Origin of the sequence: Pseudomonas sp. 2822-17 (genome assembly GCF_002742485.1) — a bacterium.
Classification (GTDB): Bacteria; Pseudomonadota; Gammaproteobacteria; order Pseudomonadales; family Pseudomonadaceae; genus Aquipseudomonas; species Aquipseudomonas cyclaminis.
This window is the reverse complement of sequence record NZ_LJRZ01000300.1, coordinates 404,277-427,940: the sequence shown is the minus strand read 5'-3', so window position 1 is coordinate 427,940 and position 23,664 is coordinate 404,277. Positions and strand designations below refer to the sequence as shown.

21 protein-coding genes and 1 tRNA gene are annotated in these 23,664 nt (G+C 59.9%); 9 read left to right on the top strand and 13 right to left on the bottom strand.

Annotation, left to right across the window (positions count from 1 at the left end; all coding sequences use genetic code 11):
- Window positions 1-4,185: type I secretion C-terminal target domain-containing protein (locus AOA60_RS07495; RefSeq protein WP_143522393.1), on the top strand; the 4,185-nt coding region annotated here is incomplete at its 5' end.
- A 124-nt stretch (window positions 4,186-4,309) separates the two neighbouring features.
- The gene (locus AOA60_RS07490; protein ID WP_099583887.1) at window positions 4,310-4,648 is read left to right on the top strand and encodes a tryptophan synthase subunit beta; all 339 of its coding nucleotides are present in this window, start codon (window positions 4,310-4,312) and stop codon (window positions 4,646-4,648) included.
- 52 nt (window positions 4,649-4,700) lie between these two features.
- Here the strand turns inward: AOA60_RS07490 and lapD are convergent, their stop codons facing one another.
- The gene (gene lapD, locus AOA60_RS07485) at window positions 4,701-6,647 is read right to left on the bottom strand and encodes a cyclic di-GMP receptor LapD (protein ID WP_099583886.1); all 1,947 of its coding nucleotides are present in this window, start codon (window positions 6,645-6,647) and stop codon (window positions 4,701-4,703) included.
- 11 nt (window positions 6,648-6,658) lie between these two features.
- On the bottom strand, window positions 6,659-7,375 hold the full coding sequence (gene lapG, locus AOA60_RS07480) for a cysteine protease LapG (protein ID WP_099583885.1): 717 nt from the start codon (window positions 7,373-7,375) through the stop codon (window positions 6,659-6,661).
- A gap of 267 nt (window positions 7,376-7,642) precedes the next feature.
- Here lapG and bcsQ point away from each other — a divergent pair, with 267 nt between their 5' ends.
- The gene (gene bcsQ, locus AOA60_RS07475; protein WP_099583884.1) at window positions 7,643-8,602 is read left to right on the top strand and encodes a cellulose biosynthesis protein BcsQ; all 960 of its coding nucleotides are present in this window, start codon (window positions 7,643-7,645) and stop codon (window positions 8,600-8,602) included.
- 241 nt (window positions 8,603-8,843) lie between these two features.
- On the opposite strand, the gene AOA60_RS07470 is transcribed toward bcsQ, so the two are convergent.
- From AOA60_RS07470 to AOA60_RS07450, 5 genes are all read right to left on the bottom strand, one after another.
- Window positions 8,844-10,031: a methyltransferase gene (locus tag AOA60_RS07470; protein ID WP_099583883.1), complete on the bottom strand. Its 1,188-nt coding sequence runs from the start codon at window positions 10,029-10,031 to the stop codon at window positions 8,844-8,846.
- Window positions 10,012-10,701, bottom strand: a complete 690-nt coding sequence (locus AOA60_RS07465; protein WP_099583882.1) for an ABC transporter permease — start codon at window positions 10,699-10,701, stop codon at window positions 10,012-10,014. Before AOA60_RS07465 ends, AOA60_RS07470 begins: the two co-directional genes overlap by 20 nt.
- Window positions 10,701-11,393: an ABC transporter permease gene (locus AOA60_RS07460; RefSeq protein WP_099583881.1), complete on the bottom strand. Its 693-nt coding sequence runs from the start codon at window positions 11,391-11,393 to the stop codon at window positions 10,701-10,703. Before AOA60_RS07460 ends, AOA60_RS07465 begins: the two co-directional genes overlap by 1 nt.
- Before the next feature lie 74 nt (window positions 11,394-11,467).
- Window positions 11,468-12,220: an ABC transporter substrate-binding protein gene (locus AOA60_RS07455; protein ID WP_003187758.1), complete on the bottom strand. Its 753-nt coding sequence runs from the start codon at window positions 12,218-12,220 to the stop codon at window positions 11,468-11,470.
- 13 nt (window positions 12,221-12,233) lie between these two features.
- Complete coding sequence (locus AOA60_RS07450) at window positions 12,234-13,007, bottom strand: ABC transporter ATP-binding protein (RefSeq protein ID WP_065925764.1); 774 nt, start codon at window positions 13,005-13,007, stop codon at window positions 12,234-12,236.
- 117 nt (window positions 13,008-13,124) lie between these two features.
- Here AOA60_RS07450 and AOA60_RS32185 point away from each other — a divergent pair, with 117 nt between their 5' ends.
- Both AOA60_RS32185 and gabP read left to right on the top strand, forming a co-directional pair.
- Entirely contained in the window at window positions 13,125-13,478 is a 354-nt protein-coding gene (locus tag AOA60_RS32185) for a hypothetical protein (RefSeq protein ID WP_143522392.1), read from the top strand.
- Between the two features lie 82 nt (window positions 13,479-13,560).
- Window positions 13,561-14,952 carry a GABA permease gene (gene gabP, locus AOA60_RS07445; RefSeq protein ID WP_099583880.1) on the top strand — a complete coding sequence of 464 codons (1,392 nt, stop codon included), beginning with the start codon at window positions 13,561-13,563 and terminating at the stop codon, window positions 14,950-14,952.
- Between the two features lie 72 nt (window positions 14,953-15,024).
- On the opposite strand, the gene AOA60_RS07440 is transcribed toward gabP, so the two are convergent.
- On the bottom strand, window positions 15,025-15,438 hold the full coding sequence (locus AOA60_RS07440) for a hypothetical protein (RefSeq protein WP_099583879.1): 414 nt from the start codon (window positions 15,436-15,438) through the stop codon (window positions 15,025-15,027).
- A 309-nt stretch (window positions 15,439-15,747) separates the two neighbouring features.
- Between AOA60_RS07440 and AOA60_RS07435 the strand changes: the two genes are divergently transcribed.
- The 4 genes from AOA60_RS07435 (at window position 15,748) to AOA60_RS07420 (ending at window position 18,915) form a co-directional block, all read left to right on the top strand.
- On the top strand, window positions 15,748-15,963 hold the full coding sequence (locus AOA60_RS07435) for an antitoxin (protein WP_099583878.1): 216 nt from the start codon (window positions 15,748-15,750) through the stop codon (window positions 15,961-15,963).
- Window positions 15,929-16,207: a type II toxin-antitoxin system RelE/ParE family toxin gene (locus tag AOA60_RS07430; RefSeq protein ID WP_099583877.1), complete on the top strand. Its 279-nt coding sequence runs from the start codon at window positions 15,929-15,931 to the stop codon at window positions 16,205-16,207. The genes AOA60_RS07435 and AOA60_RS07430 overlap by 35 nt, the downstream gene beginning before the upstream one ends.
- 50 nt (window positions 16,208-16,257) lie before the next feature.
- A complete protein-coding gene (locus AOA60_RS07425; protein ID WP_099583876.1) occupies window positions 16,258-17,223 on the top strand; it encodes an arsenic resistance protein in 966 nt (321 codons plus the stop codon).
- 87 nt (window positions 17,224-17,310) lie between these two features.
- Window positions 17,311-18,915, top strand: a complete 1,605-nt coding sequence (locus AOA60_RS07420) for a glycosyltransferase family 39 protein (protein ID WP_099583875.1) — start codon at window positions 17,311-17,313, stop codon at window positions 18,913-18,915.
- A gap of 53 nt (window positions 18,916-18,968) precedes the next feature.
- Here AOA60_RS07420 and AOA60_RS07415 read toward each other — a convergent pair whose 3' ends face one another.
- The 5 genes from AOA60_RS07415 to AOA60_RS07395 form a co-directional block, all read right to left on the bottom strand.
- A complete protein-coding gene (locus tag AOA60_RS07415) occupies window positions 18,969-19,289 on the bottom strand; it encodes a hypothetical protein (RefSeq protein WP_099583874.1) in 321 nt (106 codons plus the stop codon).
- 416 nt (window positions 19,290-19,705) lie between these two features.
- A tRNA-Phe gene (locus tag AOA60_RS07410) sits at window positions 19,706-19,781 on the bottom strand.
- Between the two features lie 103 nt (window positions 19,782-19,884).
- Window positions 19,885-20,157: an oxidative damage protection protein gene (locus AOA60_RS07405; protein WP_099583873.1), complete on the bottom strand. Its 273-nt coding sequence runs from the start codon at window positions 20,155-20,157 to the stop codon at window positions 19,885-19,887.
- Entirely contained in the window at window positions 20,154-21,221 is a 1,068-nt protein-coding gene (mutY, locus tag AOA60_RS07400; RefSeq protein WP_099583872.1) for an A/G-specific adenine glycosylase, read from the bottom strand. Before mutY ends, AOA60_RS07405 begins: the two co-directional genes overlap by 4 nt.
- Window positions 21,218-23,431, bottom strand: a complete 2,214-nt coding sequence (locus AOA60_RS07395; RefSeq protein WP_099583871.1) for an AsmA family protein — start codon at window positions 23,429-23,431, stop codon at window positions 21,218-21,220. The genes mutY and AOA60_RS07395 overlap by 4 nt, the downstream gene beginning before the upstream one ends.
- Window positions 23,432-23,664 lie beyond the last annotated feature (233 nt).

Below are 23,664 nucleotides of genomic sequence, written 5' to 3'. Positions count from 1 at the left end.
CAAAAAGGCGCTGACTTCGTTAACGCCGGCAACCAGTTGCCGAAGATCGATCTGACCGTTACCGATCCATCAGGCGCGAACTCCAGCAACAGCGGCCAACCGACTGTCAATCTACATAACGACGTGCCGGTCATCACGGTTGCTGCTAACACCCTGGAAGAGAACTCTGCGACTGCGGGCACCGTCGCCGGCACCTTCGTTGCCAAAGACGAAGAAACCCCACGTTCGGGCCTGACGGTCACCTTCACCGGCACCAGCAACGCGGATGGCTACTACAGCATCTCCGGCAACAACGTTGTGCTGACCCAGAAAGGTGCTGATTTCGTTAACGCCGGCAATCAACTGCCGAAGATCGATCTGACCGTCACCGACCCTGATGGCGCGCACTCCAACAACAGTGGCCAACCGACCGTCAACTTGCATAACGACGTGCCAGTGATTGCAATCACGCCTGCCACAATTGTTGAGGACACCGCCAAAGTCGGCACCGTGGCCGGTACCTTCACGGCAAGCGACGAAGAAACCCCGGCCGCCCAACTGAAGATCACCTTCACCACCGGCACCAATGCGGATGGCTACTACAGCTTGTCCGGCAATAGCGTTGTGCTGACGCAGAAGGGCGCGGACTACGTCAACTCCGGTCATCAATTGCCGAAGATTGACCTGACCGTCACCGACGCTGACGGCGCCTACTCACACAGCATTGGCCAGCCGACCGTGACGTTGGTCGACGACACCCCTATCGCCAACAATGGCTACATCCAAGGCAACGAAGACACTTCGATCGAATTGATCTGGGCGAACTTCGGCGTCAGCGATGAAGACTCCGCAAACCCTAAAGTGGTGTTCACCAACCTGCCGGCGGGTTCGATCGAGTACAACGTCAACGGCGTGTGGGTTGCGCTGACCGCGTCTGACCTGAAAACCGCCACCTCGGCCGGCAAGTCGTTCAGCCAGGCTGATTTCGACAGTCACAACGTGCGTTACACCCCGGCGGCCAACGAGTCGGGCGATAACAGCTTCAGCGGCACAGGCGTGGGCAACAAGCAGAGCGATTACACCCAGCTGAAATTCCAGGCTACCGACGGTAATTCCTACAGCGACACCAAGATCATCACCGTGGATATCCACCCGGTGGCGGACGTGCCTGTCGTGGCGGTTGGCGCGTTCGGCGCTGTGCCGACAGGCCTGGTGATCCAGACCTGGACCGGCGGCACCCTGCGCAATGATTTGGGGACCAACGGTAACGGTGTGGCCAATTCCAGCGATCTGATCCGTGTGATCGACGCCAAGACAGCCGCCAGTGCGGCTTCCACCGGTGTGACCAACAACGTCAGCAACAGCAATGTGGTCGATGGCACCGCGACCAAGGTCTCCGGCCTGATCTACCTGGAAGCCGGCAAGAGCTACACCTTCACCGGTACGGCCGACGACAGCCTGGCCATTACCGTGGGCGGCAAGTTGGTTGCCACTGAGACCTGGAGCAAGGGCAGCGCGATTAGCGGGTCGAGCTACACGCCGACCGAGTCGGGTTACTACACCCTTGACATCTACCACTACAACCAGGCCGGCGGGGGCAACTACGACGTCAACGTGTCGATTAACAACGGCGTGTCGATGTCCCTGGGCAACAGCGGCCTGCAGACCTACACCAGCGTGGAAGCGTTGAAAGCCGCAGGTGCAGTGCTCGGCGATAGCCACGTGGTCAATGGCGAAGGCTATTACACCGGCTACGTCTACAACCGTGGCCTGGAAGACACCGCGATCAAGGTCAGCCCGATTACCACCACGTTTGTCGACAACGATGGCTCGGAGTCGCACAAGGTGCAAATCAGCGGCTTGCCTGCCGGTACGGTGATCACCGATGGCACCACGAGCATCACCTCCAATGGCAGCGGCACGCTTTACGATGTCAGCACCTGGAACCTGAAGACCCTGACAGTTACGCCGGCCAAGGATTCGACCGCCAGCTTCGACATCATCGTGAAAGCCACGGCCACCGAGTTGAGCACCGGCGCTTCGGCGGTGACGACCGGCAAAGTGAGCATCGTGATCACGGCGGTCAACGACGCCCCAACCCTGGACCTGAGCACTGCCGACGGTTCGGTCGCTACTGGCTTCAGCACCTCGTACACCGAACGTAGCACCAGCGGTGTTGCGATTACCGGCAGCGTGGCCATCGCTGACGTCGACAGCACCCAAATGCAAAGCGCCACCATCACCCTGAAAAACGCCAGTTCGGGCGATGTACTGAGCTCCAACCTGGTAGCCGTCGGGGGTACGTACAAAGGCATCACCGTGACCAGCGTCGGGACTGACGTCAGCGGCAAGATCGTGCTGACCCTGTCGGGCACGGCGGACGCGGCGACTTACAAGACGCTGCTTGAATCGTTCCAGTACTCCAGCACCAGCAAGTACCCGACGCTGGGCGATCGCACCATTGATGTCTCGGTGACTGACAATGAGGGTGGCAACAGCCTGAGTTCGTTGGCGGCAACGACCACCATCACGGTCAAGCCTCAGGTCTACAACCCCGTCACGGAAGGCGGCGCTGCGGTGGACACCATCGACCTGGGTAACACCTCGGCGAACAACGTCGTGGTGGGTGACAAAGGGGGGATCACCACGCCGGGCACCAACTACAACATCGCGTTCCTCGTCGACACCTCGGGCAGTATCGGTAGTACCGCCATGAAGTCGATCAAGGCTCAACTGGCAAGCGTGTTCGATACGTTGATCGCCAATGCTGGCAGTAAAGATGCGGGCGTAGTGAAAGTGTTGCTGGTCGATTTCGACACTCGGGTCGAGGCGCAGGTCTCGGTCAACCTGGCTGACAAAACTGCCGCCAAAGCAGCCTTGCAGGCGGTATTGACCCAGATGACGTCCAACTCCAGCGACATGACCAACTATCAGGATGGGTTCAAAGCGGCGACTGACTGGTTCAAGAGCAGCGAAGCCACGAGCAACAAGGGCGCAACCAACCTGACGTACTTCATTACTGACGGCGCGCCAAACGTGTACACCGATGTGCGGGGCAACCCTACCCTGGGGACGAAAGACTATTACGGATGGGGGGCGAACGTTAACTTTGACAGTGTCGTCACCAACGCTACCTACGTCTTGGGTCAGAGCAACCCGCTCTATACGAGGGTCAATGGCTCGACGCAACTCATTGTCGATGGCGATGGCAAAGTCTATTCCTACGATGGCTACGGGAACCGGATGTACGAAGGCAACGTGGTGGCCAACAGCAGCGGCGGCTTTGACGTTGCGTCGGTCTACAACAACTCCAACACCGCATTGGCAAACGGCAAAACGGCCTACAACGATCTGGTCAACGCGGTTCCAGGCAAGGTTGTCGTCGAGGCCATCGGTCTTGGCAGCGACATTGATAGCACCGTGCTCAAACAGTTTGATACCGACAAGACGGTCTCCACCATCGACACCGCGAAGCTGGCGGATACCATCACCGGCCACACTGCCGATACCGGTGCCGACAACGTTTCCGGCGGTTCGGGCAACGACATCATCTTCGGCGACCTGATCAGCTACAAAGGCCAGGAAGGCAGCGCGGCGCTCAAGGCATTCGCTGCCGAGAAGCTGGCGACCACCGTCGATCAGATCGACGACCGCACCTTGCATCAGTACATCACTGAGCATGTGCAGGACGTCGGTGCCCTGGCCAACGCGTCGAACATCTACGGCACCAGCGATGGTGGCGACAACCTGATCGGCAACGCCGGCGATGACATCCTGTTCGGCCAGGGCGGTAACGACACGCTCTCCGGCGGTGCAGGCAATGACATCCTGGTGGGTGGCAAGGGTAACGACATCCTCACCGGCGGCGCGGGTGCCGATACTTTTGTGTGGCTCAAAGGCGACACCAACACCAGCGGTGGCTTTGATCGCATCACTGACTTCAAGCACGGCGAAGGCGACAAGCTGGACCTGTCCGACTTGCTGCAAGGCAATAACGACACCAACCTGTCGAGCTACCTGAGGTTGACCACCGACTCGGCGGGCAACTCGACGCTGAGCGTGAGCAGCACCGGGTCGTTTACCGGCACCAACGGCGGCACGGCAGATGTGACGATCAAGGTGGACGGCGCGAGCTGGGGCAGTGGCGCCGCTGCGATCAATAGCCTGATCGCCGGTGGCGACTTGACCGTCAAACACCACGACTGATCACCAGCGGGGCGTCAATCTTTCGGGATTGGCGCCCCTTTGGCATGCGCTTTGGGGAAATGTGTGTAATCTCTGTGGGAGCCGTGTGCGGCGCCTGCAGGGATTTTTTATTGGGAGAGGGCTGATGTTCTACGTGCAACGCGATCAATACAACGCTTTGGTGCGTGTCGAGGCGCAGGCCTTCGCAGAAGCCACTGAGACGCTACCGGCTGACCATCATGAGATCCAGGCGTGGTTTGCCGACGATGAGATTGAGAACAGCCTAAAGCAGCTCAAGAGCAGTGACCTTGAGATGATCCGCGTACTGGACGACTTGATCCAGGTGCTGATCACCAAGAACGTGATGAGCATCACCGACTTGCCGCCGGCGGCGCAGACCAAGTTCCTGGAGCGTACCCAAGCCCGGGCGGCGCTGGGTGGCTTGAGCGAGCTGATCAATGACGAAGAAACCGGCCTGATCTGACGCGCACCTCCTTCACGGCGTGAGCGTCAAGGAGGCGTGATTATTCTGAGCTTCACTTCCAGGGCGCCGGTTCACCGACCAGTTGGCCTTGCACCCCTTCAATCCCCATCTCGCGGATCACCCGCAACTCTCCCTCGGTTTCCACGCGCTCGGCAATCAACGGCAGGTCAATGCTGTGGGCTGCACGCTGGATGGCTTCGATAAAGAAGCGTTTGTGGCTTTCCTGATCAATATCGCGGATGTAACTGCCGTCGATCTTGAGGTAGGCCAGGCCCAGGTGCGCGAGGTTGCCGATCATGCTGAAGCGCCCGCCGAAGCGTTGCAGGCCAAGGCTGTAGCCGAGGCCGCGCATGCGCCGGATCAAACGCTCCAGCTGCGTCTGTTCGGGTACTTGTTCTTCACCGATTTCCAGGGTCAGGCGTTCGCCCAACAGCGGGTGTTGGGCCAGGCGTTCGAACATGTGCTCCAGGGCTTGCGGGTCGTTCAGGGTGGCTGCCGACAGGTTCAGCGCGACCGATTGGTTGTGCTGGCCCAAGTGGGCGATCACCAGATCGAGCATTACCTGGTCGAGGCGCGCGGTCCAGCCGAAGCGCTCCAGCCATGGCAGGAAATGCCCGGCGGCAATGGTCTGGTCCTGGCTGTCGAGCAGGCGCGACAGCACTTTGTAATGCAGGACCTGGCGGATATCGTTGCTGCTCACCACCGGCTGGAAGAACAGGCGGAAGCGACCATGGCTCAGGGCGTTGTCGAGCAGGGTGTGCCAGCTGTGCGGGTCGTCACTGACGGTGTCGAGGGTTTGATGGGTCAGGCACACCCAGCTTTGCAGGTTGTTGGCTTCGGCCTGCGTGAGCGCCTGGTCAGCCAGCATCAGCAGGTCTGCCGAGGCGTCGCCGGGGTTGTAAGGGGCCAGGCCGATGTAGGCCACGGTGGGCATGTCGGTGGCGCCGGTTTCATGCAGGCTCTGCAAGGTGGCTTCCAGTTCCTGAGCCAACTGCACGGCCTCGTCACGCACCAGGCCCGGCGCGAGCACGGCAAACTCGCCACCTCGGCTGCGCGTGATCAGGTTGTGGGTTTCCGGGTATTTGGCGCAGGTGCGCACCAGTTGCTGGCTGACGGCTTGCAGCAACTGGTCGGTGCGCTGCCCGCCCAGACGCTGATTGAGGCCACCCAGGTCGTTGACCCGCAGCATCAGCAGGTAGCCTGAGCTGGACTCTTCCAGGTTGCTGACCCGCGATTGCAGCTGCATCTCGAAGTAGCGACGGTTGGCCAGCCCGGTCAGGCTGTCCTGGTAGGACTCCACCCGTAGCTTCTCGCTGCGCTCGGTCTGCTCGTGGAACAGCGCCTTGAGCTTCTCCACCATCTGGTTCATGGCCTGCACCACGCGGCGCAGTTCCGGGGTGCGGGGCAGGTCGGGCAAGCTGAGGAACTCTCGGCGCGCGATAGCGTGGGACTGCTCCACCATATAGTCCAAAGGCCTGAGCTGACGACGCAGCAACAGCGCGCCCAGTACCGCACTCACCGCGCCACAGACCAGCAGCCAAACCAGGCTGCCCAGCGCGCTTTGCCAGAGTTTGGCCAGGGCAAACATCGGGTGACTGACCACTTCGACCCGCGCTGCCTGCTGCCAGCCACGGCTGACGATGGCATCGCCGCCGGCCGGCGCGAGGCCGATCATCTTGACGAACCAGGCCGGCACGCTGCTGGCGTCCGGCTCAGCGGCACGCTCCACCAGCACCTGGTCATTGCTCAGGTCCACCACGCGAATGCTCGCGTAGTAGCCACTGTCAAAGATCGAGCTGACCATCAGTTCGGTCATTGCCGGGTCATCGATGTTCGGCGTCAACGACAGGGCCAGCGCTGTGGCCGCGTCCTGGGCGTGGGAGCGCAACTGGTTGACGTACTGGGTACGCGAACTTTCCAGGCTGACGAAGAAGCTACCGCTGAACGCGACCACCAGGAACACGCAGATAGCGATCAGCAATTGTTTGAACAGTGACATCGTAGCTCCTGTTAATTATCCGAACTGGCCGGAAACCCTTCAGCGGTCATTTTTTTCAAGACGTCCAACCAGCGTGACAGACGCTTGGTGTCACCGACTTTTTTGTTCCCGCCTGCGCCGGTCAGCCACAGCCCTTCACCGTTGAACGCGTAGACCGGCAGCAGGTCTGCACGCTGGCTGGCGGGCAAAATGGCGTCCATCAGGCTGTCCAGCACCAGGGGCATGGCTTCGGGGCTGGCATAGTACGTCAGCACCATGTGTGCGCGATTCTGGCGTAAGGCTTTAACGTAGGTAATGCGCAGTTTTTCGGCGGGCACCCCCAAGTGACGCAGGCTGAAGTACTTGGCGATGGCGTAGTCTTCGCAATCGCCAGCGCCTTTCCACAGGGATTGAATTGGGGTCGCCCAATAATCAATTTCGTGCCACAGGTCGATGTCTTCTTCGTAGCGCAACTGGCGGTTGAAGAACAGATTCACCACGTTGAGCTGCTCTGCCTCACTCACCTGCTTCTGCGTCGCCAGCAATTGTTGCCAGGCATCAATGCGCTGGCGCCCCGGACCCAGCGGCCCATAAAGCGACTCGGCGCGGCGGCTGATCTGGCTGAAATCCCAATCGGCGAGCAAATCGCCCAGCAGGCCGCCACCCAGCAACAGCGTGATGGCGAGGCCGTACAGAATCCGAGGGAGTTTAAAGCGTATCGCCACTGCGATTACCCAAGCTTGCAGCATTGAAGGTGCGGCAATGGTGCGGTGATATAGGGTAAAAAACAATGGCACGATGAAATCACCGCCATTGAATTGTAGTAATAGTCCGTCAGTAAATTGGCTAATTTCCGCTCGTCTGAAAGTCTGGCTCGACTTTCATCAAAATAATGACACTTCCCTAGCGCTGTCACAGAATGAAGCAATGAAAACGCCTACAAAAAGACCTGCGGTGAAGCCGTACCTTGCTGATCTTTCCACGTCTTTATATGGCGCCGTGAAGGAGCTCCGGCCATGAGCCGCACTGATGATCTATTTGCCCTGTTCGGCAAGAGCGTTTCCCGCGACCCCACGGGAAAAAACGCCCGCCTGCATTTTTTTGGCAGCATTCCTTTCGACGATGGCACACGGGTGAATCAGAAAGAGGGTTCGCGCTTTGGGGCCCATGCCTCCCACGCCAATGAACATCACCACCATGAGTCATTGACCGCGCTGCGCCCGACGGTAGTCGCGCTGGTGTCCGTCAATGGCGGCGTTGGCCGCAGTACGCTGGCCACGGCGCTGAGCAGCGGTCTGCAGCGTCTTGGTGAGTCGGTCGTGGCGCTGGACCTGGATCCCCAGAACGCTTTGCGCCAGCACTTCGGTGTGGACCATGAGCTTCCCGGCCTGGCCCGCAGCAGCCTGCTCAACACACCATGGAACACCATCCTGCAATCGGGTTTTGCCGGTTGCCAGGTGATTCCCTTCGGCGACGCGGACACCCAGCAGCAGGAAAACCTGCAACGCTGGTTGACGCGGGAGCCGAAGTGGCTGGCCCAGCGCCTGGCGGCATTGGACCTGAGCGAACGGCACACCGTGATCATCGATACTCCCGCCGGCAACAACGTCTACCTGCATCAAGCGTTGAGCGTGGCCGATATCGTGCTGGTCGTCGCCCAACCGAACGCCGCCTGTCTCGGCACGCTGGATCAACTGGATGCGCTGCTGGCACCCCACCTTGAGCGTGCACGTCCACCGCGTTGCCACTTGGTGATCAACCAACTGGATGAAAACTCGGCGTTCAACCTGGACATGCTTGATGCGTTCAAGCTGCGTCGCAGTGATTACCCTTTGGAAGTCATACACCGCGATCCGGCGATCAGCGAAGGCCTGGCCTTTTCTACCGACCCTCTGGACAACGCGGTTACAAGCCTGGCGGGTGATGACATCAACGACCTTTGCCGGTTACTGATCGCTCGCAAAAAACGCCTGTAAAGCACGGGTTATAAGCTTGACGCCAGATGCTTATGCACAATCGGTCGGATGCAGTTGTCATGAAATAGCCGTTTTGTGGAGCGGTTCTCAACACACTGCAACTGCCTGTTTTACGTGCGTTTTATGGTGTGAGTAAAAAATGAACATCGTGGCTTTTGGCCTGTAGCGTAGACGGCTACAGGCTCTGTAAAGAATTCATCAACAGAGTTATCCACAGGCTGGGGTGCGACAATTTCGCCCTTTAATCGCGCTCGGCAAGCACCAACAAGTTGCGCGGTGTCAACGCCGCGTCGCAGAAGCTGCCTACTTCAACCCTGTAGCCACGCTCGCTGAGAAACAGTGCCCGATCCAGCACCAGCCACACTTCCAGCGGGCGCCGAAACAGACCGCGCACCAATTCCAGATTCCTGACCTCAGCCAAACGCTGCCAACCGTGCGCCTCCAGTGCCGCCCAATGCTGTTTGCCTGTGGATAACCCTTTGAGGCGGGCCAGCTCGTGGCAGTAGTCGGCGAAGGGTTTGTCCAGCCAGTGGGCGGGCAGGGACGGCGTGGGCAGGTAGTCGTCGCAGCCGCGTAACTGGCGTTGCAACTGATCGAAACCGAGGCGCCGGGCCATGGACGTGTCCCGTTGCAGGCGCACGCGTTTGCCGGCGGTGACGGTTTCGCTGAGGGGCAGGCCGAGGTCGTCGACCGACAACTGCAAGGTGGAAGCGCGGGCGGCTACGGACAGCGGCTGGTAAGTGTGTGCATGGGTTCGGTTATAGCAGCACGGCGCCAATGCCAGTTGCTTGCAGCCGGCGGCGCTGGCCACTTGCAGCAGGCGTACGTGCAAATCGCCGCAGGCATGCAGGGCGACGGGGGTATGTTCGGCGCTGATGGCGACATCGGCCATCACGTCTTGCAAACGATGGGTGACGGGCAGGCCGTGGTGCTCGCTCAAGGCTTGGCCGGACGCGACCAGGGCCGGGTCGTATTCCAGGCAGGTCAGCTGTTGGTCTGTGTGCAGCAGGCGGCGACCAAGGTGGCCTTTGCCGGCGCACCAGTCCAGCCAATGCTGGGGTGTTTGCGCAAAGTGCAGCGCCGCGCCGAAGGCTTCGATCTGTTGCCATTTGCGGCCGGGGACATCGACATTCAGGCGATGCGCGGCGGGATGCAGGGGCTGCGTCGGTAACTTATCCACAGTGCCGAGTTGCAGCGCTTGCAAGGCAATCTGTGGAAACGGCGCGGGAGCGGGCAGCTCGTGGGGCTGGTTGTGGCTGGCTTCAGCCTCGGCCAACGAGCGTTGGCGCAGCCACTGGGCCAGCTCGGGGTATTCGCGTTCCCAGGGCAGTTGGCGATGCGTAAAGGGCCGTGGTCGCCACAGCCCTTGATGCTCGATCAGAAACGCATCCAGCGCCCGGAAGCGCGCTTCAACGTCCCTGGCAGGCATCGACGCGCAGCCAGCGTTCCAGCAGTTTGAAGCCGCGTACCAGCAGGAACGAGATCAACAGGTAGAACACGCCGGCGGTGAAGAACATTTCCACCGTCAGGTAGTTGCGCGCAATGATCGTGCGGGCCATACCGGTCAGTTCCAGCAGGGTCACGGTGCTCGCCAGTGAACTGGCCTTGAGCATCAGGATCACTTCGTTGCTATAGGCCGGCAAGCCGATGCGCGCCGCACGCGGCAAGATGATGTAGAACAGCGTTTTGGGCCTGGACATGCCCAGCGCACGGGCTGCTTCAATTTCTCCAGGCGGGATGGCCTGGATGGCGCCGCGCAGGATCTCGGCGATATAGGCCGCAGTGTGCAGCGTCATGGTGGCGGTGGCACACCAGAACGGGTCGCGCAGGTATTTCCACATGAAGCTTGAGCGGATGCTGTCGAATTGAGCCAGGCCGTAATAGACCAGGAACAACTGCACCAGCAGCGGCGTGCCCCGGAAGAAGAAAATGTAGGCGTAGGGCAGCGAGCGCACATACCAGCGCTTGGACGAACGTGCGATGCCCAGCGGGATGGCGAGGATCAAACCCAGGATCACGGCGATGCTGACCAGTTCCAGGGTCAGGATGGCGCCCTGGATAAACTTCGGCAGCCACTTGATGATGACTTCCCATTCCATTACGTCGTCCTCACGAAGCCGCGGGCGGCGCGTTTTTCCAGGTAGTGCATGGCGACCATCGACAGTGAGGTCAGGCCCAGGTAGATGAGCGCGGCGACCATGTAGAAAGTGAACGGCTGTTTGGTGACGGTGACGGCGATCTGCGCGTGGCGCATGATTTCTTCGAGGCCGATGACCGTGACCAGCGCGGTGTCTTTCATCAGGATCAGGAACAGGTTGCCCAGCCCCGGCAGGGCGATGCGCCACATCTGCGGCATGATCAAGCGGGTAAAGATGCGGAACTTCGACAGGCCCAGCGCCACACCGGCTTCGCGGTGGCCCTTGGGAATGGAGATGATTGCGCCGCGCAGCACTTCGGTGGCGTAGGCGCCGAAACACAGCCCCAGCGCAATGACGCCGGCGGCGAAGGCGCTCAGGGACAGGTCGGGGATGTTGAACAGCTCGCCCAGTTCGCGCATGGCGTTGATGGTGCCGAAGTAAATCAGCAACACCCACAACAGTTCCGGCACGCCGCGAACGATGGTCGAGTAAGTCCCGCCCAGCCATTGCAGAGGCTTGTACGCAGAAGTCTTGGCCAAGGCCCCGGCCAGGCCGAGGACCAGCCCCAGGCATAAGGCCGTGAGCGCCAGTTTGACGGTCATCAGCGCGCCGGCAGCGAGTGCGGGGCCGAATCCGTAGAGATCGAAATTCATGGTGTTTTCATATCGCGGCAGGCATTGCTGGAAGCCGACGCGCTCAGGTGAGCGCGCCGGTCAGGCCGTTCAGGTCATTCGATGCTGAACGGGAAGTACTTGTCGTTAATCTTCTTGTAGGTGCCGTCTGCCTTGATCTCTGCCAGGGCTTTGTTCAGGCGCTCGCGCAGTGGGTCGCCCTTGCGTACGGCGATACCGATCTTGTCGCTTTCTACAACTGGGTCACCCTTGAACTCGTAGGCCGAACCGTCTTTGCTCTTGAGCCATTCGTACTGCACGTACTTGTCGGCGAGAATCCCGTCCAGGCGACCAGAAGTCAGGTCGAGGTAGGCGTTTTCCTGGGTGTCGTAGAGCTTGGCTTCGGTATCCGGCAGCTTGTCTTCCAGGTAGGTACCGGCCAGCGTTGCGCGCTGGGCGCCGATGACCTTGCCCTTCAGGTAAGCGGCGTCGGTCTTGAAGTCTGCAGTGGCTTTAGGGGCGATGAACTGCAGTTTGTTGGAGTAGTACGGGTCGGTGAAGTCGACGGCTTGCTTGCGTTCATCGGTGATGGACAGCGAGGACACCAGGAAGTCGAACTTCTTGGCATTCAGGGCCGGGATGATGCCGTCCCAGTCGGACACGTACACTTCGCACTTTTCGACTTTCATCTTGGCGCACAGGGCGTCGCCGATGTCCTTGTCGAAGCCGACGACGTTGCCGCTGGCGTCTTTATTGTTGAAGGGCGGGTAGGCCGCTTCGATCCCCATTTTCAAGGTTTCTGCCATGGCCGTGGCGCTGAACGCCATCGAGACGGCCGCGGCCAGAAGGAATTTTTTATAGTTCTGCATGCATGTTGCTCCGTTAGCGGTTGCTGGACATGAATTGTTTGCAGCGCGCCGAAAGCGGGTTTTCAAACACCTGCTGTGGCGATCCTTGCTCTTCGATCAGGCCTTGGTGCAGAAACACCACTTCACTGGATACCTGACGGGCGAAGCCCATTTCATGGGTGACCAGCAGCATGGTGCGACCTTCCTCGGCCAGCGCGCGGATCACATTAAGTACTTCCTGGACCATTTCCGGGTCAAGGGCAGAAGTGGGCTCGTCAAACAGGATGACTTTAGGCTGCATCGCCAGGGTGCGCGCAATGGCGGCCCGTTGTTGCTGGCCGCCGGACAATTGCGCGGGGTAGGCGTGGCGCTTGTCGGCGATGCCGACCTTGTCCAGCAGGGCTTCGGCCACTTCTATGGCTTCGGCCTTGCTCTGGCCGAGCACACGGCGGGGCGCCTCGATGATGTTGTCGAGGATGCTCATGTGTGGCCACAGGTTAAAGTTTTGAAACACAAAACCGATTTCGCTGCGCAGGCGGTTGATCTGCTTGCCGTCGGCGGCCATCAACTCACCGTTTTTCGCGGCCTTTAGCTTGAGTTCTTCGCCGGCCACCAGGATCTGGCCCTGGTGTGGGTTTTCCAGCAGGTTGATGCAACGCAGGAACGTGGACTTGCCGGAACCGGAGGAACCCAGGATCGAGATCACATCGCCGTCGCGAGCGGTCAGCGAGATACCTTTGAGTACCTCCAGCTCACCATAGCGTTTATGCAAGTTGCGGATTTCAAGCGCGGGCGTGGCCTCGGCCATGTGCGGTCCTCATTGTGTTCGTTGCGATCCTGCTGTTGGGACGCCTTCCTGGCGAGGCGCCAAGCTAGCATAGCGCCCGGACGACACCAACAGCCCCGCGGAGGGTAAACAGACGGTGTGCGACAGGGTGTCGCATCGGCACAGCAGCGTGTCGCGCCATCAACAACCGAACAACCGTTTGATCCCGGTAAACCGCAGGCTTCGCGTAAAAAAGGGCGCGATGGTGCCAGCTTTGGCCGGGTGTTGGAAGGGTTAAACGGGCAAACGGTAGCTATCAGCCCCTTTATGGCGCGTCGCGTACTTCTTGTGTGTGTTTTTGGTGCGCTGGTTCGTCTTGAATGTGAGTCGCGCGGTAACGCTATAGCGGAATGCCATTATTATCAACGAGTTGCAGTGGCCGACGAATCGTCCTACAGCCTGCGTCAATCGCGACTTCGTAACATTTTGGCGCAGATCTTGCGTAAAAAATAAAGAACGCCCTGTTGGTTTCTTTTCACGAGGAAGATCCCAGGCCGGGCGAACCGTTTTCGCAATTCCTCGCAAAGGTGTGTCAATGAGTAGTACGCAAAGCTCCAATGACCTCGAACAGGGGCTCAAACCGCGTCACGTCACCATGCTGTCGATTGCCGGCGTTATTGGTGCCGGTCTGTTTGTTGGCTCCGGTCACGCGATTGCTGCCGCCGGCCCCGCTGTCCTGTTGGCGTATGCCGCTGCGGGTACGCTGGTGGTATTGGTGATGCGTATGTTGGCCGAGATGGCCGTGGCGTCGCCGGATACCGGTTCGTTTTCCACCTATGCCGACCGTGCGATCGGTCACTGGGCCGGTTTCACCATTGGCTGGCTGTATTGGTGGTTCTGGGTGCTGGTGATTCCGTTGGAAGCCAACGCCGCCGCGACCATCCTCCACGCTTGGTTCCCGGATGTGGCCATCTGGGCCTTTACCCTGATCATCACTTTGTTGCTCACGGCGACCAACCTGTTCAGCGTGAAGAACTACGGCGAGTTCGAGTTCTGGTTTGCGCTGATCAAGGTCGTGGCGATTGTGGGCTTTGTGATCCTCGGCCTGGCCGCGATTTTCGGCTTCCTGCCGACCAGCCAGGTCAGTGGCGTTTCACACCTGTTCGACACCCAAGGCTTTATGCCGAACGGCATGGGCGCCGTATTGGCTGCGATCCTGACCACCATGTTCTCGTTCATGGGCACCGAGATCGTCACCATTGCAGCGGCTGAATCGAAGAACCCAGGCCAGCAAATCACCAAGGCCACCAATTCGGTGATCTGGCGGATTGGCTTGTTCTACCTGCTGTCGATCTTCATCGTCGTGTCCCTGGTGCCGTGGAACGATCCGACCCTGGCGGCGGTAGGTTCCTACCAGACTGTGCTGGAACGCATGGGTATTCCGAATGCCAAGCTGATCGTCGACCTGGTGGTATTGGTTGCCGTGACCAGCTGCCTGAACTCGGCGCTGTACACCGCTTCGCGCATGCTGTTCTCCTTGGGCCGTCGCGGTGATGCACCGGCCGTGGCCAAGCGCACCAACAAGAGCGGCACGCCTTACTGGGCGGTGTTGCTGTCCACCGGTGCTGCGTTCCTGGCGGTGTTTGCCAACTATGTGGCGCCGGCGGCGGTGTTCGAATTCCTGCTGGCCAGCTCCGGCGCCATCGCATTGCTGGTGTACCTGGTGATCGCGGTGTCGCAACTGCGCATGCGTCAGAAGCGTACGGCGGCGGGCGAGAAAATCGTCTTCAAGATGTGGCTGTTCCCTGGCCTGACCTATGCGGTGATGGTGTTTATCGTGGGTACGTTGACCATCATGCTGTTCCAGGAAGCGCACCGGGTCGAGATTATCGCGACGGGGGTTTTGAGCTTGCTGGTCGTGGTGGCGGGGTTGATTGTGGCGAGCCGTCGCAAGGCGCAGAGAGCCGGCGCTGCGGTGCTTAACTGACGAAATGCGATAAAAAATGTGGGAGGGGCGGTGCGACGATTCGACTTGCCCCCTCCCTCATTGGGTTCTGCGTCAGTCTTGCGAGTTGGTCAGCGCTTGGGACGCCGCCAGGTAATCCGCCTGGAACTCTGGCGACTCGATCCACGCCAGTGCCGCCGCTTCATCGTCACTGTCCGTGGCCCACTGCCGATACTCGATCAGCGCCGCCAGGATAAAGTCCGTGGCTTCTTCTTCGCCTTCCTGTTCCAGCACCAGCGCCAGCAGCGGGTGTGCCAGGAATGCTGCGCACAATGCCTGTTGGCTGGTCTCGCCAGCGGTGCGCATCTCCACAAACAGCTCGGTCAAGTCCACCGACTCAAGGTCAATGCGGCTGTCATCACCTGCAAACGCATCCGGCTTGGTCGCCACGGCGCGTTGAGTACGGTTTTGCTTGGCCTTGGTCTTTGCCCGCTGGGCACGTTTTTGCTGCTTGTTCGGCGAGGCCATGGGCTCAACGTCCTAAGGTTCTGGGTCTGGGTGGGTATTGAAGCGCAGGTTGGGGCAAATCCCAAGGGTTGCGGGTGTGTTTCGTCACGCGCAGCCCTGTGCTCCAGTTTTATTTTTTAGTAACCGTTAACCGATTTGCCAGCACTTGTCTGAGCTTTTGCTGGGTCATTAACCTCCGACGCTCGCGCCACTCGTTGGATGGACCGTGGATCGTTCCGGCGTGCGGCTTTGGAAAAACCACACATCTGAGAGAGACGACAGCGAACCATGCGCAGATTAGACTGGCAGGCATCCATTACGGAGGTCTCTATGAGCATCCCACTTTCTCCTATCGTTTCGGAGTTTGAAACAGAAGAGCAGGCCGCGAGCTACGAACGTTGGTTTAGGGCCAAGGTGCAGGCTTCAATTGATGATCCTCGTCCGAGTATTCCGCATGATCAGGTTATGGCTGAGATGCGCGCGCTGATCGAGTCCAAGCGTAAAGAGCGTGATGCAAGTGGATTGGCGGCCCGAGGCGCGAGCTGAACTCAGGGAGATTCTTGAATACATCGTCGGTCGCAATCTTGTAGCGGCCAGCGATTTGAATGAAGCAGCTGAGGCCGCAACTACCGCGCTTCCCCAGCACCCTTATCTGTATCGGTTGGGTCGAATTCCGGGTATTCGTGAAATTGTTGTGCGCCGAGTTACCGACCGCATCGAGATACTGACTGTGCTTCATGCTCGCCAAGAATATCCTTCTGGCTCGGTCGACTATTTCGCTCGACCTTAAGTCAGTAGGCACATAGCCTCGGACTTTTGCGATACGCCAGAGCCTATTCCATGACCCGCGACACCCTCGAACACCACCAGATCCCCCTCTATTTCCTCACCGTTCTCCTGGCTGCAGTCGTTGGCCTGCTCGCGCCTTTATCGGCTCACACTCTCAGCGTATGGATCACGCCCGTCATCGCGATACTGATGTACGCAATGTTCCTGCAAATCCCCTTTCTGGACCTGCGTACAGGCTTGGGCAACAAGCGCTTCCTATCGGCGTTGTTGCTGGCCAATTTCATTCTGGTGCCGGTGCTGGTGTGGGTATTGACCCGTGGCCTGGCGGAGCGCCCGGCGTTGCTGGTGGGAGCGTTGCTGGTGTTGCTGACACCGTGCATCGATTACGTGGTGGTGTTCACTCACATCGGTAAGGGCGACTCGCGATTAATGCTGGCGGCCACGCCGCTGCTGTTGTTACTGCAGTTGGCGCTGTTGCCGGTGTACCTGGGTTTGATGTTGGGCACGCAGTCGCAGTTAGTGGTGCAGGTGGGGCCGTTTATCGAGGCGTTCGTGTTGCTGATTGTGCTGCCGATGGTGCTCGCGGTGCTTACGACTGCGCTCGCGCGGCGCTCGACGGTTATCAGCGTTTGGAATGACGCATGGGCTTGGTTGCCCGTGCCTGCGATGGCGATGGTGCTGTTTGTGGTGATCGGCTCGCAAATCACCTCGGTGGTGCGTGATATAGGCCTGCTGATGCCGGTGATCCCGATTTATGTGGCCTTTGTGTTGCTGGCGCCGCTGATGGGGATGCTGGCGGCGCGGCTTTTCGCGCTACCTGCGGTCACGGCGCGGGCGGTGACGTTCAGCGCCTCCACGCGCAATTCGTTGGTGGTTTTGCCGCTGGCCCTGGCCCTGCCCGAAGACGTGCGCGGGTTGGCCGCCACGGCGGTGATCCTGCAGACCTTGGTCGAGTTGGTGGCCGAGTTGATCTATGTGCGCCTTATTCCTCGGCTGGTGTGGCCCGCAGGTCGATAACCGGGTGAATGTTCAGGTCTGTTCAGGCGCTATTCAGGGGCGTGCTCGGCAACATAAGTCGGCGCTCCCCACCTGACAGGTCTACCGATGGATCACCGCAACCGTTTTCGCCTGGAATCCCTGGGCATTTTCCTGTTTGCCCTAGTGCTGTTCACCTTTGGAATCTGGGATCAGCAGCCCCAGGGTTTTGACGGGCGCTGGGCGCTATTCCTGCAGGAAATGTTTCGCCATGGCGCGAGCCTTTTCCCCACCACCTACGGCCAGCCCTACGCGGACTACCCTGGCACCGCGACCTTCTTCAGCTTTGTGTTTGCCCGGTTATTCGGTGCGCCCAATCACTTGGCGAATGTACTGCCCACCGCAATGGCGTCCGCCGGGGTGGTTGCGCTGCTGTATCGCTTGCTGGTCCCTGCGAGTCGACAGTGGGCGCTGCTCGCCGTTTTGTTGACCTTGCTCACCACTCAACTGCTGGAGAAGTCCCGTTCGGTGTGCCTGGACCAGATGGTCGCGTTGCTTTGCGTGGGCAGCTTCTACCTGCTGCACAGCGGCGAGCGCGTGGGTTCGCGACTGAGGCGGTTGGCGGTGTTTCCGTTGTTCGTCCTCGGCTTTGCCGTGCGTGGGCCATTGGGCTTGATTGAGGTCTGCGGCGTGGTCTGTGTGTATTGGGCGCTTGGCAATCCTGGGGCGCGGGTCAGGCAATTGCTGGTTCACGGCCTGGTTGGTCTGGTGTTGTTGGCGGCCTGTTGGTGGCTGCTGATAAAGCTGGCGCGCATCAGTGGGGGCGATGCATTTGCCGATGCGGTGTTCAAGATGCAAGTGGGCGGGCGCCTGGATGAAAGTGGCGAGCCGTTCTATTTCTATCTTCAATTGAGTTTGTATCGCTACTTCCCTGTGGTGCCGCTGGCGCTGGCCACGTTGGTTGCGTTGCGTCATCGCTGGCACGAACGGTTTGATGGGCACGTGCAATTGGTTGTGCGGCTCGGTGCCTGCGGGTTGATGATTCTGCTCGGGTTGTCGCTGCCGCACTTCAAGCGCGCCTATTACATCTTGCCGATGGTGCCGATGTTTGCCGCTGTCGCTGCCTATGGGCTCCTTCAGGCGCAAGGGTGGCTTACGGGCGTGCGCCGATGCTACGAAGGGCTTGTCGCAGCGCTACCGGCGTTGTGCGTGGTTGTAGTCTTTGTCTGCCGGCATGGGTGGCAGAAGCACGGTTACTGGCCAGACGTTTCGCTGCCGTTACTGGTCGGCGTGCTGGTGGTGCTGCAAGTCGCTGCGTTGATTGCTTGGCGGCGTTTGGGGCGGCTGGTGTCGCTCAGCTTGATTGCACTGGCGGCGCAGTGGTTACTGCTGGTGGCTGTGGTGGAGCCGGCCAAGGACTTGCAGTTCGATACCCGGCAGTTTGTCAGCCAGGTTGAAGCGCTGCGTGCAACGCAGCCGGGCCCTCTGGTGTTTATCGACCTCGGCCGGGATACCTGGGCGGTGCGCTACATGATGAACCTGGATCACGACGAGCAGCCGGTGTTCATCGGCGGTCATGAGCTTGGGCAACTAGCCGATGTACCTCGGCCAGCCTGGGTGGTCGTGGCGCGCAAGGAAACCGCGTTGCTGGCGGGGACGCCGTTGGAGCACCAGGGCCCGGATTTTGAAGGTCGGTTAAACGACAATCCATTGATGGTGTTTTTGTTGAGGTGAGTCAACCGGTCAGCAAAAAGCCTGCGTTCAGCAGGCTTTTTGTCGAATACGGTTTATGCGGTTTCCAGCTGAGGGATCTGCATGCCGATCTTGGCCGAGGCAAAGTTCATGTCGCCGCTGGCGATGGACTGAGCCTTGAAGCCTTGGCCGATCAGATCCTTGATGTAGAGCTTGTTGTAGATGAACGCAAAGACGATGTTGCTGACGCCCATGGTGATCATCGCAATGACGAACTGGATCAAGCCATATTTCACGTCGCCGCGAAACAGTGCCGGGAAGCAACCGAAAAAGAAGGTTGTCCACGAAAAGCCGACTGGAGCTTCCTTCATCGCGCCCGTATTCGGGTTTTTGAAAATGATCGATGTGTATGCCATTTATTTCTCCATGTGCCCGTATGAGTAAGCGATACGCCGGGCTGCGCGTCGCCGGATGATGTGTCCTTGTTCCGCTGCTCTTGCGCGCACGCTCTCACCGTTTGGGCATGACCCAAGATGGTGTCGAAGCGGGGGTGTGGAGTTGCAGCGTTTTGGGCGAGGAGCGCGGGGATACTGGATCCGCCGTCGTTGCCTGTTCCGATGCTACGTGGCAATGGCTGACGGGTTACAGGAGGGATGCATCCGCATACTGTTAATCGCCTACCTTGGCACATTTTGAATCATATCATAGCGCTACTAGTGCGCGGGGCAACAGGAGAGGGCATAGGGGGTTAAATCCCAGGCAACAAAAAACCCGCACTAGGCGGGTTTCTTGTGTGTTTCAGATGACGTTTGCACCACCTGAAACTAATTAGTGGTGCCCAGAGACGGAATCGAACCGCCGACACGGGGATTTTCAATCCCCTGCTCTACCGACTGAGCTATCTGGGCAACGGGGCGCATTAAACGGGTTTTTCAGGGGGTCGTCAAGCAAGTTTTCAAAAAATATTTAATTATTACCGTCGCTTACGAGTCGACCCCGGTTTTTGATCAATTATTGAGCAGGTGGCACGTAGCCGTCGGCCTTGGCGTATTCCTCGCCGGAAAAGAACTTGTCCATCTCGCCCGCCAGGTATTTGCGGTCTTCGGCGTTCATCATGTTCAGGCGTTTCTCGTTGATCAGCAGGGTCTGGTGTTTGAGCCAGTCGCCCCAGGCTTTGGCGGAGACGTGGTCGTAGATGTCCTGGCCCTTGACGCCTGGGTACGGAGGGCGTTCCAGGGCTGGCAGTTCTTCTTTGTACTTGCGGCACATTACGGTGCGGGTCATGACGACACTCCTGCGTTCAATACTTCAGCCGCGCGCTTCAGCAGTTTCTTCACCGGGGCGGCAAGGCCCAGGCGCGGCGGGGTGGCGAGGTTATACCAGAGCCAGTCGGCCTCGGCCACGTGATGGGCTGATTCCTCGACCTGGACCAGCCAGGGTTCGATGGCCAGCTGGAAGTGGCTGAAGGTATGGATCAGTCCTGGCAGCTCCTGATGCTTGCCCAGTTCGAGCGCATGCTGGATGGCCAAGTGATCGAGGTCTTCCAGGTTGTCCAGCTCCGGCAGGCTCCACAGGCCGCCCCACAAGCCGGTGGAGGGGCGACGGTAAAGCAGGATCGCGCCCTCGGCGTTGGCCAGCATCGGCATCAGCGTGCGCTTCTGCGGGATGGTCTTGCGCGGCTTGGGGATCGGGTAGCGTGTCTCCAGGCCAAGCATGTGGGCTTCGCAGCCTTTTTCCAGCGGGCACAGCAGGCAGCTGGGTTTACTGCGCGTGCACAGGGTGGCGCCCATGTCCATCATCGCCTGGGTGTAGGCATTGACGCGATCATGGGGCGTGAAGCGTTCTGCGGTAGCCCACAGCTGCTTGGCTACCTTGGGTTCGCCTGGGTAACCCTCTTGTGCGGTAAAGCGCGCCAGTACGCGCTTGACGTTGCCGTCGAGGATCGGCGCGCGCAGGCCCATGCTCAGGCTGGCGATGGCGCCGGCGGTGGACAGGCCGATGCCGGGCAGTTCGGTGAGTTTTTCGACATCCCTGGGAAACTCGCCACCGTATTCGGCCACGACGATCTTCGCGGTCTTTTGCAGGTTGCGCGCCCGGGTGTAGTAGCCAAGGCCGGTCCACAGGTGCAGCACTTCGTCCTCCGGCGCAGCGGCCAGGGCTTCGACCGTTGGCAAAGACGCCATGAACCGGTCGAAGTAATTGAGCACGGTGCTCACCTGAGTCTGTTGCAGCATGATCTCCGAGACCCACACCCGGTAAGGCGTGATGCCCTGCTGCCAGGGCAGGTCATGGCGACCGTGGCGGTCGTACCAGTCGAGCACCGCCTGTGAAAACTGCTCGTTTCTCATCGCTTGAACAGGCCCTTCAATGCATCTTTCAATTGCGGGTTTACCTTGTCGAGCTTCTCTTCCAGCTTCTCGCTGAGCTTGTTACCCGCCGCCTTGATCGCGACCTGGCTCAAGCCGTCCTTGTCCAGGCGGCAGGCCTTGGCGCCCAGTTCCAGCGGGCCACGGCAGCGCAGCGGCACTTCGATGTTGCGGAAGTTGGAGCCCACTTCGCAGGCCGGGTCCGGCACTTCGCGCTGGTCGCCTTCGACGATGATGCCGACGCGGTAGTCCATGCCCAGTACGCGCAGGTCGATATCACCGTTGCCGTTGACCGCCAGGCCGGGGATGCGCACTTTCAGGTCGGGGTTATTGGCCACGCCGTTACGGAAGCTCAGGTTGCCCTTCAACTCCTGGAAAGGCGTGTCTTTGCCGCGCTGTTCGCCGCTCAGGGTTTTGCGATTGAGCATGGCGATACCAGTGCACAGTTGCTGTTCAAGGTTGGCATTGAGCAGCACACCGTTGTTGATCACAAAGCTGGCGGTACCGTTGAGGCTGTCGATCAGCGCCTTTTGGCTATTGCCACGGCCGCTGAGGTTGCTGTCGAGAGTGACCTGGCCTTTTACGGGCGGCGTTTGCCCCTGGGCTTGCAGGATGCGTTCGACCGGGACCTGCTTGATCCGGCTTTGCAGTGCCAGCACTGGAATGTCCTGGCGCACATCGAGCGTGCCGTTGGCCTGGAAGCTGCCGTTGTAGAGGCCACCGCTCAGGGTGTCGAGCTTGAGTTGGCCGTCGATGCCGGACGCTTTGAGCACGGCATCCTGGATCGGCAATTTGCTCAGGATCAGTTGGCCGAACGCAAGGTCGGCATTCACGTCCAGCTTGCGCAGATGGGCCAGGGGCAGCAGTTTGTCAGTGCTCCAGGCGCCTTTTGTCGGTGCATCCGGCAGCGGTGTGGTCCCGCCGGCCGCCATGGCGCCGGCTTCGCTGTTCTGTACTTCGGCCTGGCGGGCGGCGGTCGCGCCCTTGGCGGATTCGGACTTGGCCGGCAGATAGTTGTCGGCGTTGAAGGTATCGCCCTTGAGTTGCACGCGCAGCGACTGCTTGGCGAAATCATCCACGGCGACGCGGCCGGTGAAGGTGCTGCCGTCGAGCTTCAGGTTCAGGTCTTCCAGGGCCAGGCTGGTCGGCGTGCCCTGGAGGCGGCTGACCAGTTCGACCTTGCTCAGGCTGCCTTCGGCCATGGGTGGCAGGGGGTTGCCGACGCTGTCGAGGAACTTGGCCAGGTCGAACTGGGCGATGGACAGGGCGCCACTGAGCTGCGGGGTTTTGTCCAGATCATTGACCTTCAGCTCACCCAGTGCGCGCAATTGGTTGGCCGAGAGTTTCAGGTTGGTCCATTCGGCGATGTTAGCCGCCTGGTCCACCAGCAACTGGCCCTGGGTGGAAAAGGTCACGGTCTTGCCTTGCAGCGGTTCGCCGGTGGCTTCGCCGCTGATGCGCATGTCTTCAAACTGGTAGCGCTTGAGGGCGCGCTGGATGCGCAGATTGCCGTTGAGCTCGGTCTTGACGCGCATCACCGGCTGGTTGCTGCCGAAGAATGCGGTGAGCTTCACCGGAATGCTGGCGCCTTCGTGCACGGCGCCGGCGCTCAGCTGGATGCTTTCGGCGCTGAATTGCTTGCCGGTCTGCTCATCGTTGTATTCAACGCGGGCGTTGTTGATTGTCAGGCTGTCGATGTCCAGGCGGATCGGCTGCGCAGGTTTCTCCGGCTTGGCTTCGGGTGCCGGCTCTGCTGGAGCTGGCGCAGTGCTGGCGGTGGCATCGGGCACATTCTTGCCGATGTCTTCCCAGTTGCCATGGCCCTGCTTGTCGCGGTTGAGGCGCAGGTTGAGGCCTTCGACACGTACATCGCTCATCTGCACTTCGCGGCGCAGCAGCGGCAGTACGCGCACCGACAGGCCGAGCATTTGCAGGTCGGCGAAGGGCTGAGTTGGCGCGGTCAGGGTCGCCACGCTGGCTTCGTGCAGTTCAAGGCCGAGCCAGGGGAACAGGCTCCAGCCGATATCGCCATTGAGCGTCAGCTCGATGTGGGCCTTGTCGCGGGCAATCTGGCGAATCTCTTCTTTGTAGTCGTTGGGATCGAAAAGATGGGTCAGGGCAAAGCCCAGAGCCACGATGATCAGCAACAGCCCGAGAAGTACCAGACCCAGGATTTTGCCGAACGCTTTCATGGGCGAGTCCTTGTATGTCGATTTCAAAATTTAGCCGAAGAGTATAACGCCCGATGGCCGGCGTCAGGTCACCGATCGTTACATTGTATCTACGGGCGCGGAGGGCGGGATTCTGGCGTCAATAAAAGAGAATTTCCTGAAAAAGTGATATCAGTTTGGTTTTTCTCGCGTCCGCAGGTGCTAATCTCTGCGCGTTCGTCCGCCTTCTGCGACGTATCGTCGCGCCAAAATGG

What these genes read in the sequence shown, in the direction of transcription:
- gabP (WP_099583880.1), top strand. Translation starts at nt 13,561, where the DNA reads ATGAGTAGTACGCAAAGCTCCAATGACCTCGAACAGGGGCTCAAACCG.
- AOA60_RS07450 (WP_065925764.1), bottom strand. Translation starts at nt 13,007, where the DNA reads ATGGCCGAGGCCACGCCCGCGCTTGAAATCCGCAACTTGCATAAACGC.
- AOA60_RS07420 (WP_099583875.1), top strand. Translation starts at nt 17,311, where the DNA reads ATGGATCACCGCAACCGTTTTCGCCTGGAATCCCTGGGCATTTTCCTG.
- AOA60_RS07455 (WP_003187758.1), bottom strand. Translation starts at nt 12,220, where the DNA reads ATGCAGAACTATAAAAAATTCCTTCTGGCCGCGGCCGTCTCGATGGCG.
- AOA60_RS07465 (WP_099583882.1), bottom strand. Translation starts at nt 10,701, where the DNA reads ATGGAATGGGAAGTCATCATCAAGTGGCTGCCGAAGTTTATCCAGGGC.
- AOA60_RS07470 (WP_099583883.1), bottom strand. Translation starts at nt 10,031, where the DNA reads ATGCCTGCCAGGGACGTTGAAGCGCGCTTCCGGGCGCTGGATGCGTTT.
- bcsQ (WP_099583884.1), top strand. Translation starts at nt 7,643, where the DNA reads ATGAGCCGCACTGATGATCTATTTGCCCTGTTCGGCAAGAGCGTTTCC.
- lapG (WP_099583885.1), bottom strand. Translation starts at nt 7,375, where the DNA reads ATGCTGCAAGCTTGGGTAATCGCAGTGGCGATACGCTTTAAACTCCCT.
- AOA60_RS07425 (WP_099583876.1), top strand. Translation starts at nt 16,258, where the DNA reads ATGACCCGCGACACCCTCGAACACCACCAGATCCCCCTCTATTTCCTC.
- AOA60_RS07430 (WP_099583877.1), top strand. Translation starts at nt 15,929, where the DNA reads ATGCAAGTGGATTGGCGGCCCGAGGCGCGAGCTGAACTCAGGGAGATT.
- lapD (WP_099583886.1), bottom strand. Translation starts at nt 6,647, where the DNA reads ATGTCACTGTTCAAACAATTGCTGATCGCTATCTGCGTGTTCCTGGTG.
- AOA60_RS07460 (WP_099583881.1), bottom strand. Translation starts at nt 11,393, where the DNA reads ATGAATTTCGATCTCTACGGATTCGGCCCCGCACTCGCTGCCGGCGCG.
- AOA60_RS07435 (WP_099583878.1), top strand. Translation starts at nt 15,748, where the DNA reads ATGAGCATCCCACTTTCTCCTATCGTTTCGGAGTTTGAAACAGAAGAG.
- AOA60_RS07440 (WP_099583879.1), bottom strand. Translation starts at nt 15,438, where the DNA reads ATGGCCTCGCCGAACAAGCAGCAAAAACGTGCCCAGCGGGCAAAGACC.
- AOA60_RS07490 (WP_099583887.1), top strand. Translation starts at nt 4,310, where the DNA reads ATGTTCTACGTGCAACGCGATCAATACAACGCTTTGGTGCGTGTCGAG.
- mutY (WP_099583872.1), bottom strand. Translation starts at nt 21,221, where the DNA reads ATGAGAAACGAGCAGTTTTCACAGGCGGTGCTCGACTGGTACGACCGC.
- AOA60_RS07415 (WP_099583874.1), bottom strand. Translation starts at nt 19,289, where the DNA reads ATGGCATACACATCGATCATTTTCAAAAACCCGAATACGGGCGCGATG.
- AOA60_RS07395 (WP_099583871.1), bottom strand. Translation starts at nt 23,431, where the DNA reads ATGAAAGCGTTCGGCAAAATCCTGGGTCTGGTACTTCTCGGGCTGTTG.
- AOA60_RS07405 (WP_099583873.1), bottom strand. Translation starts at nt 20,157, where the DNA reads ATGACCCGCACCGTAATGTGCCGCAAGTACAAAGAAGAACTGCCAGCC.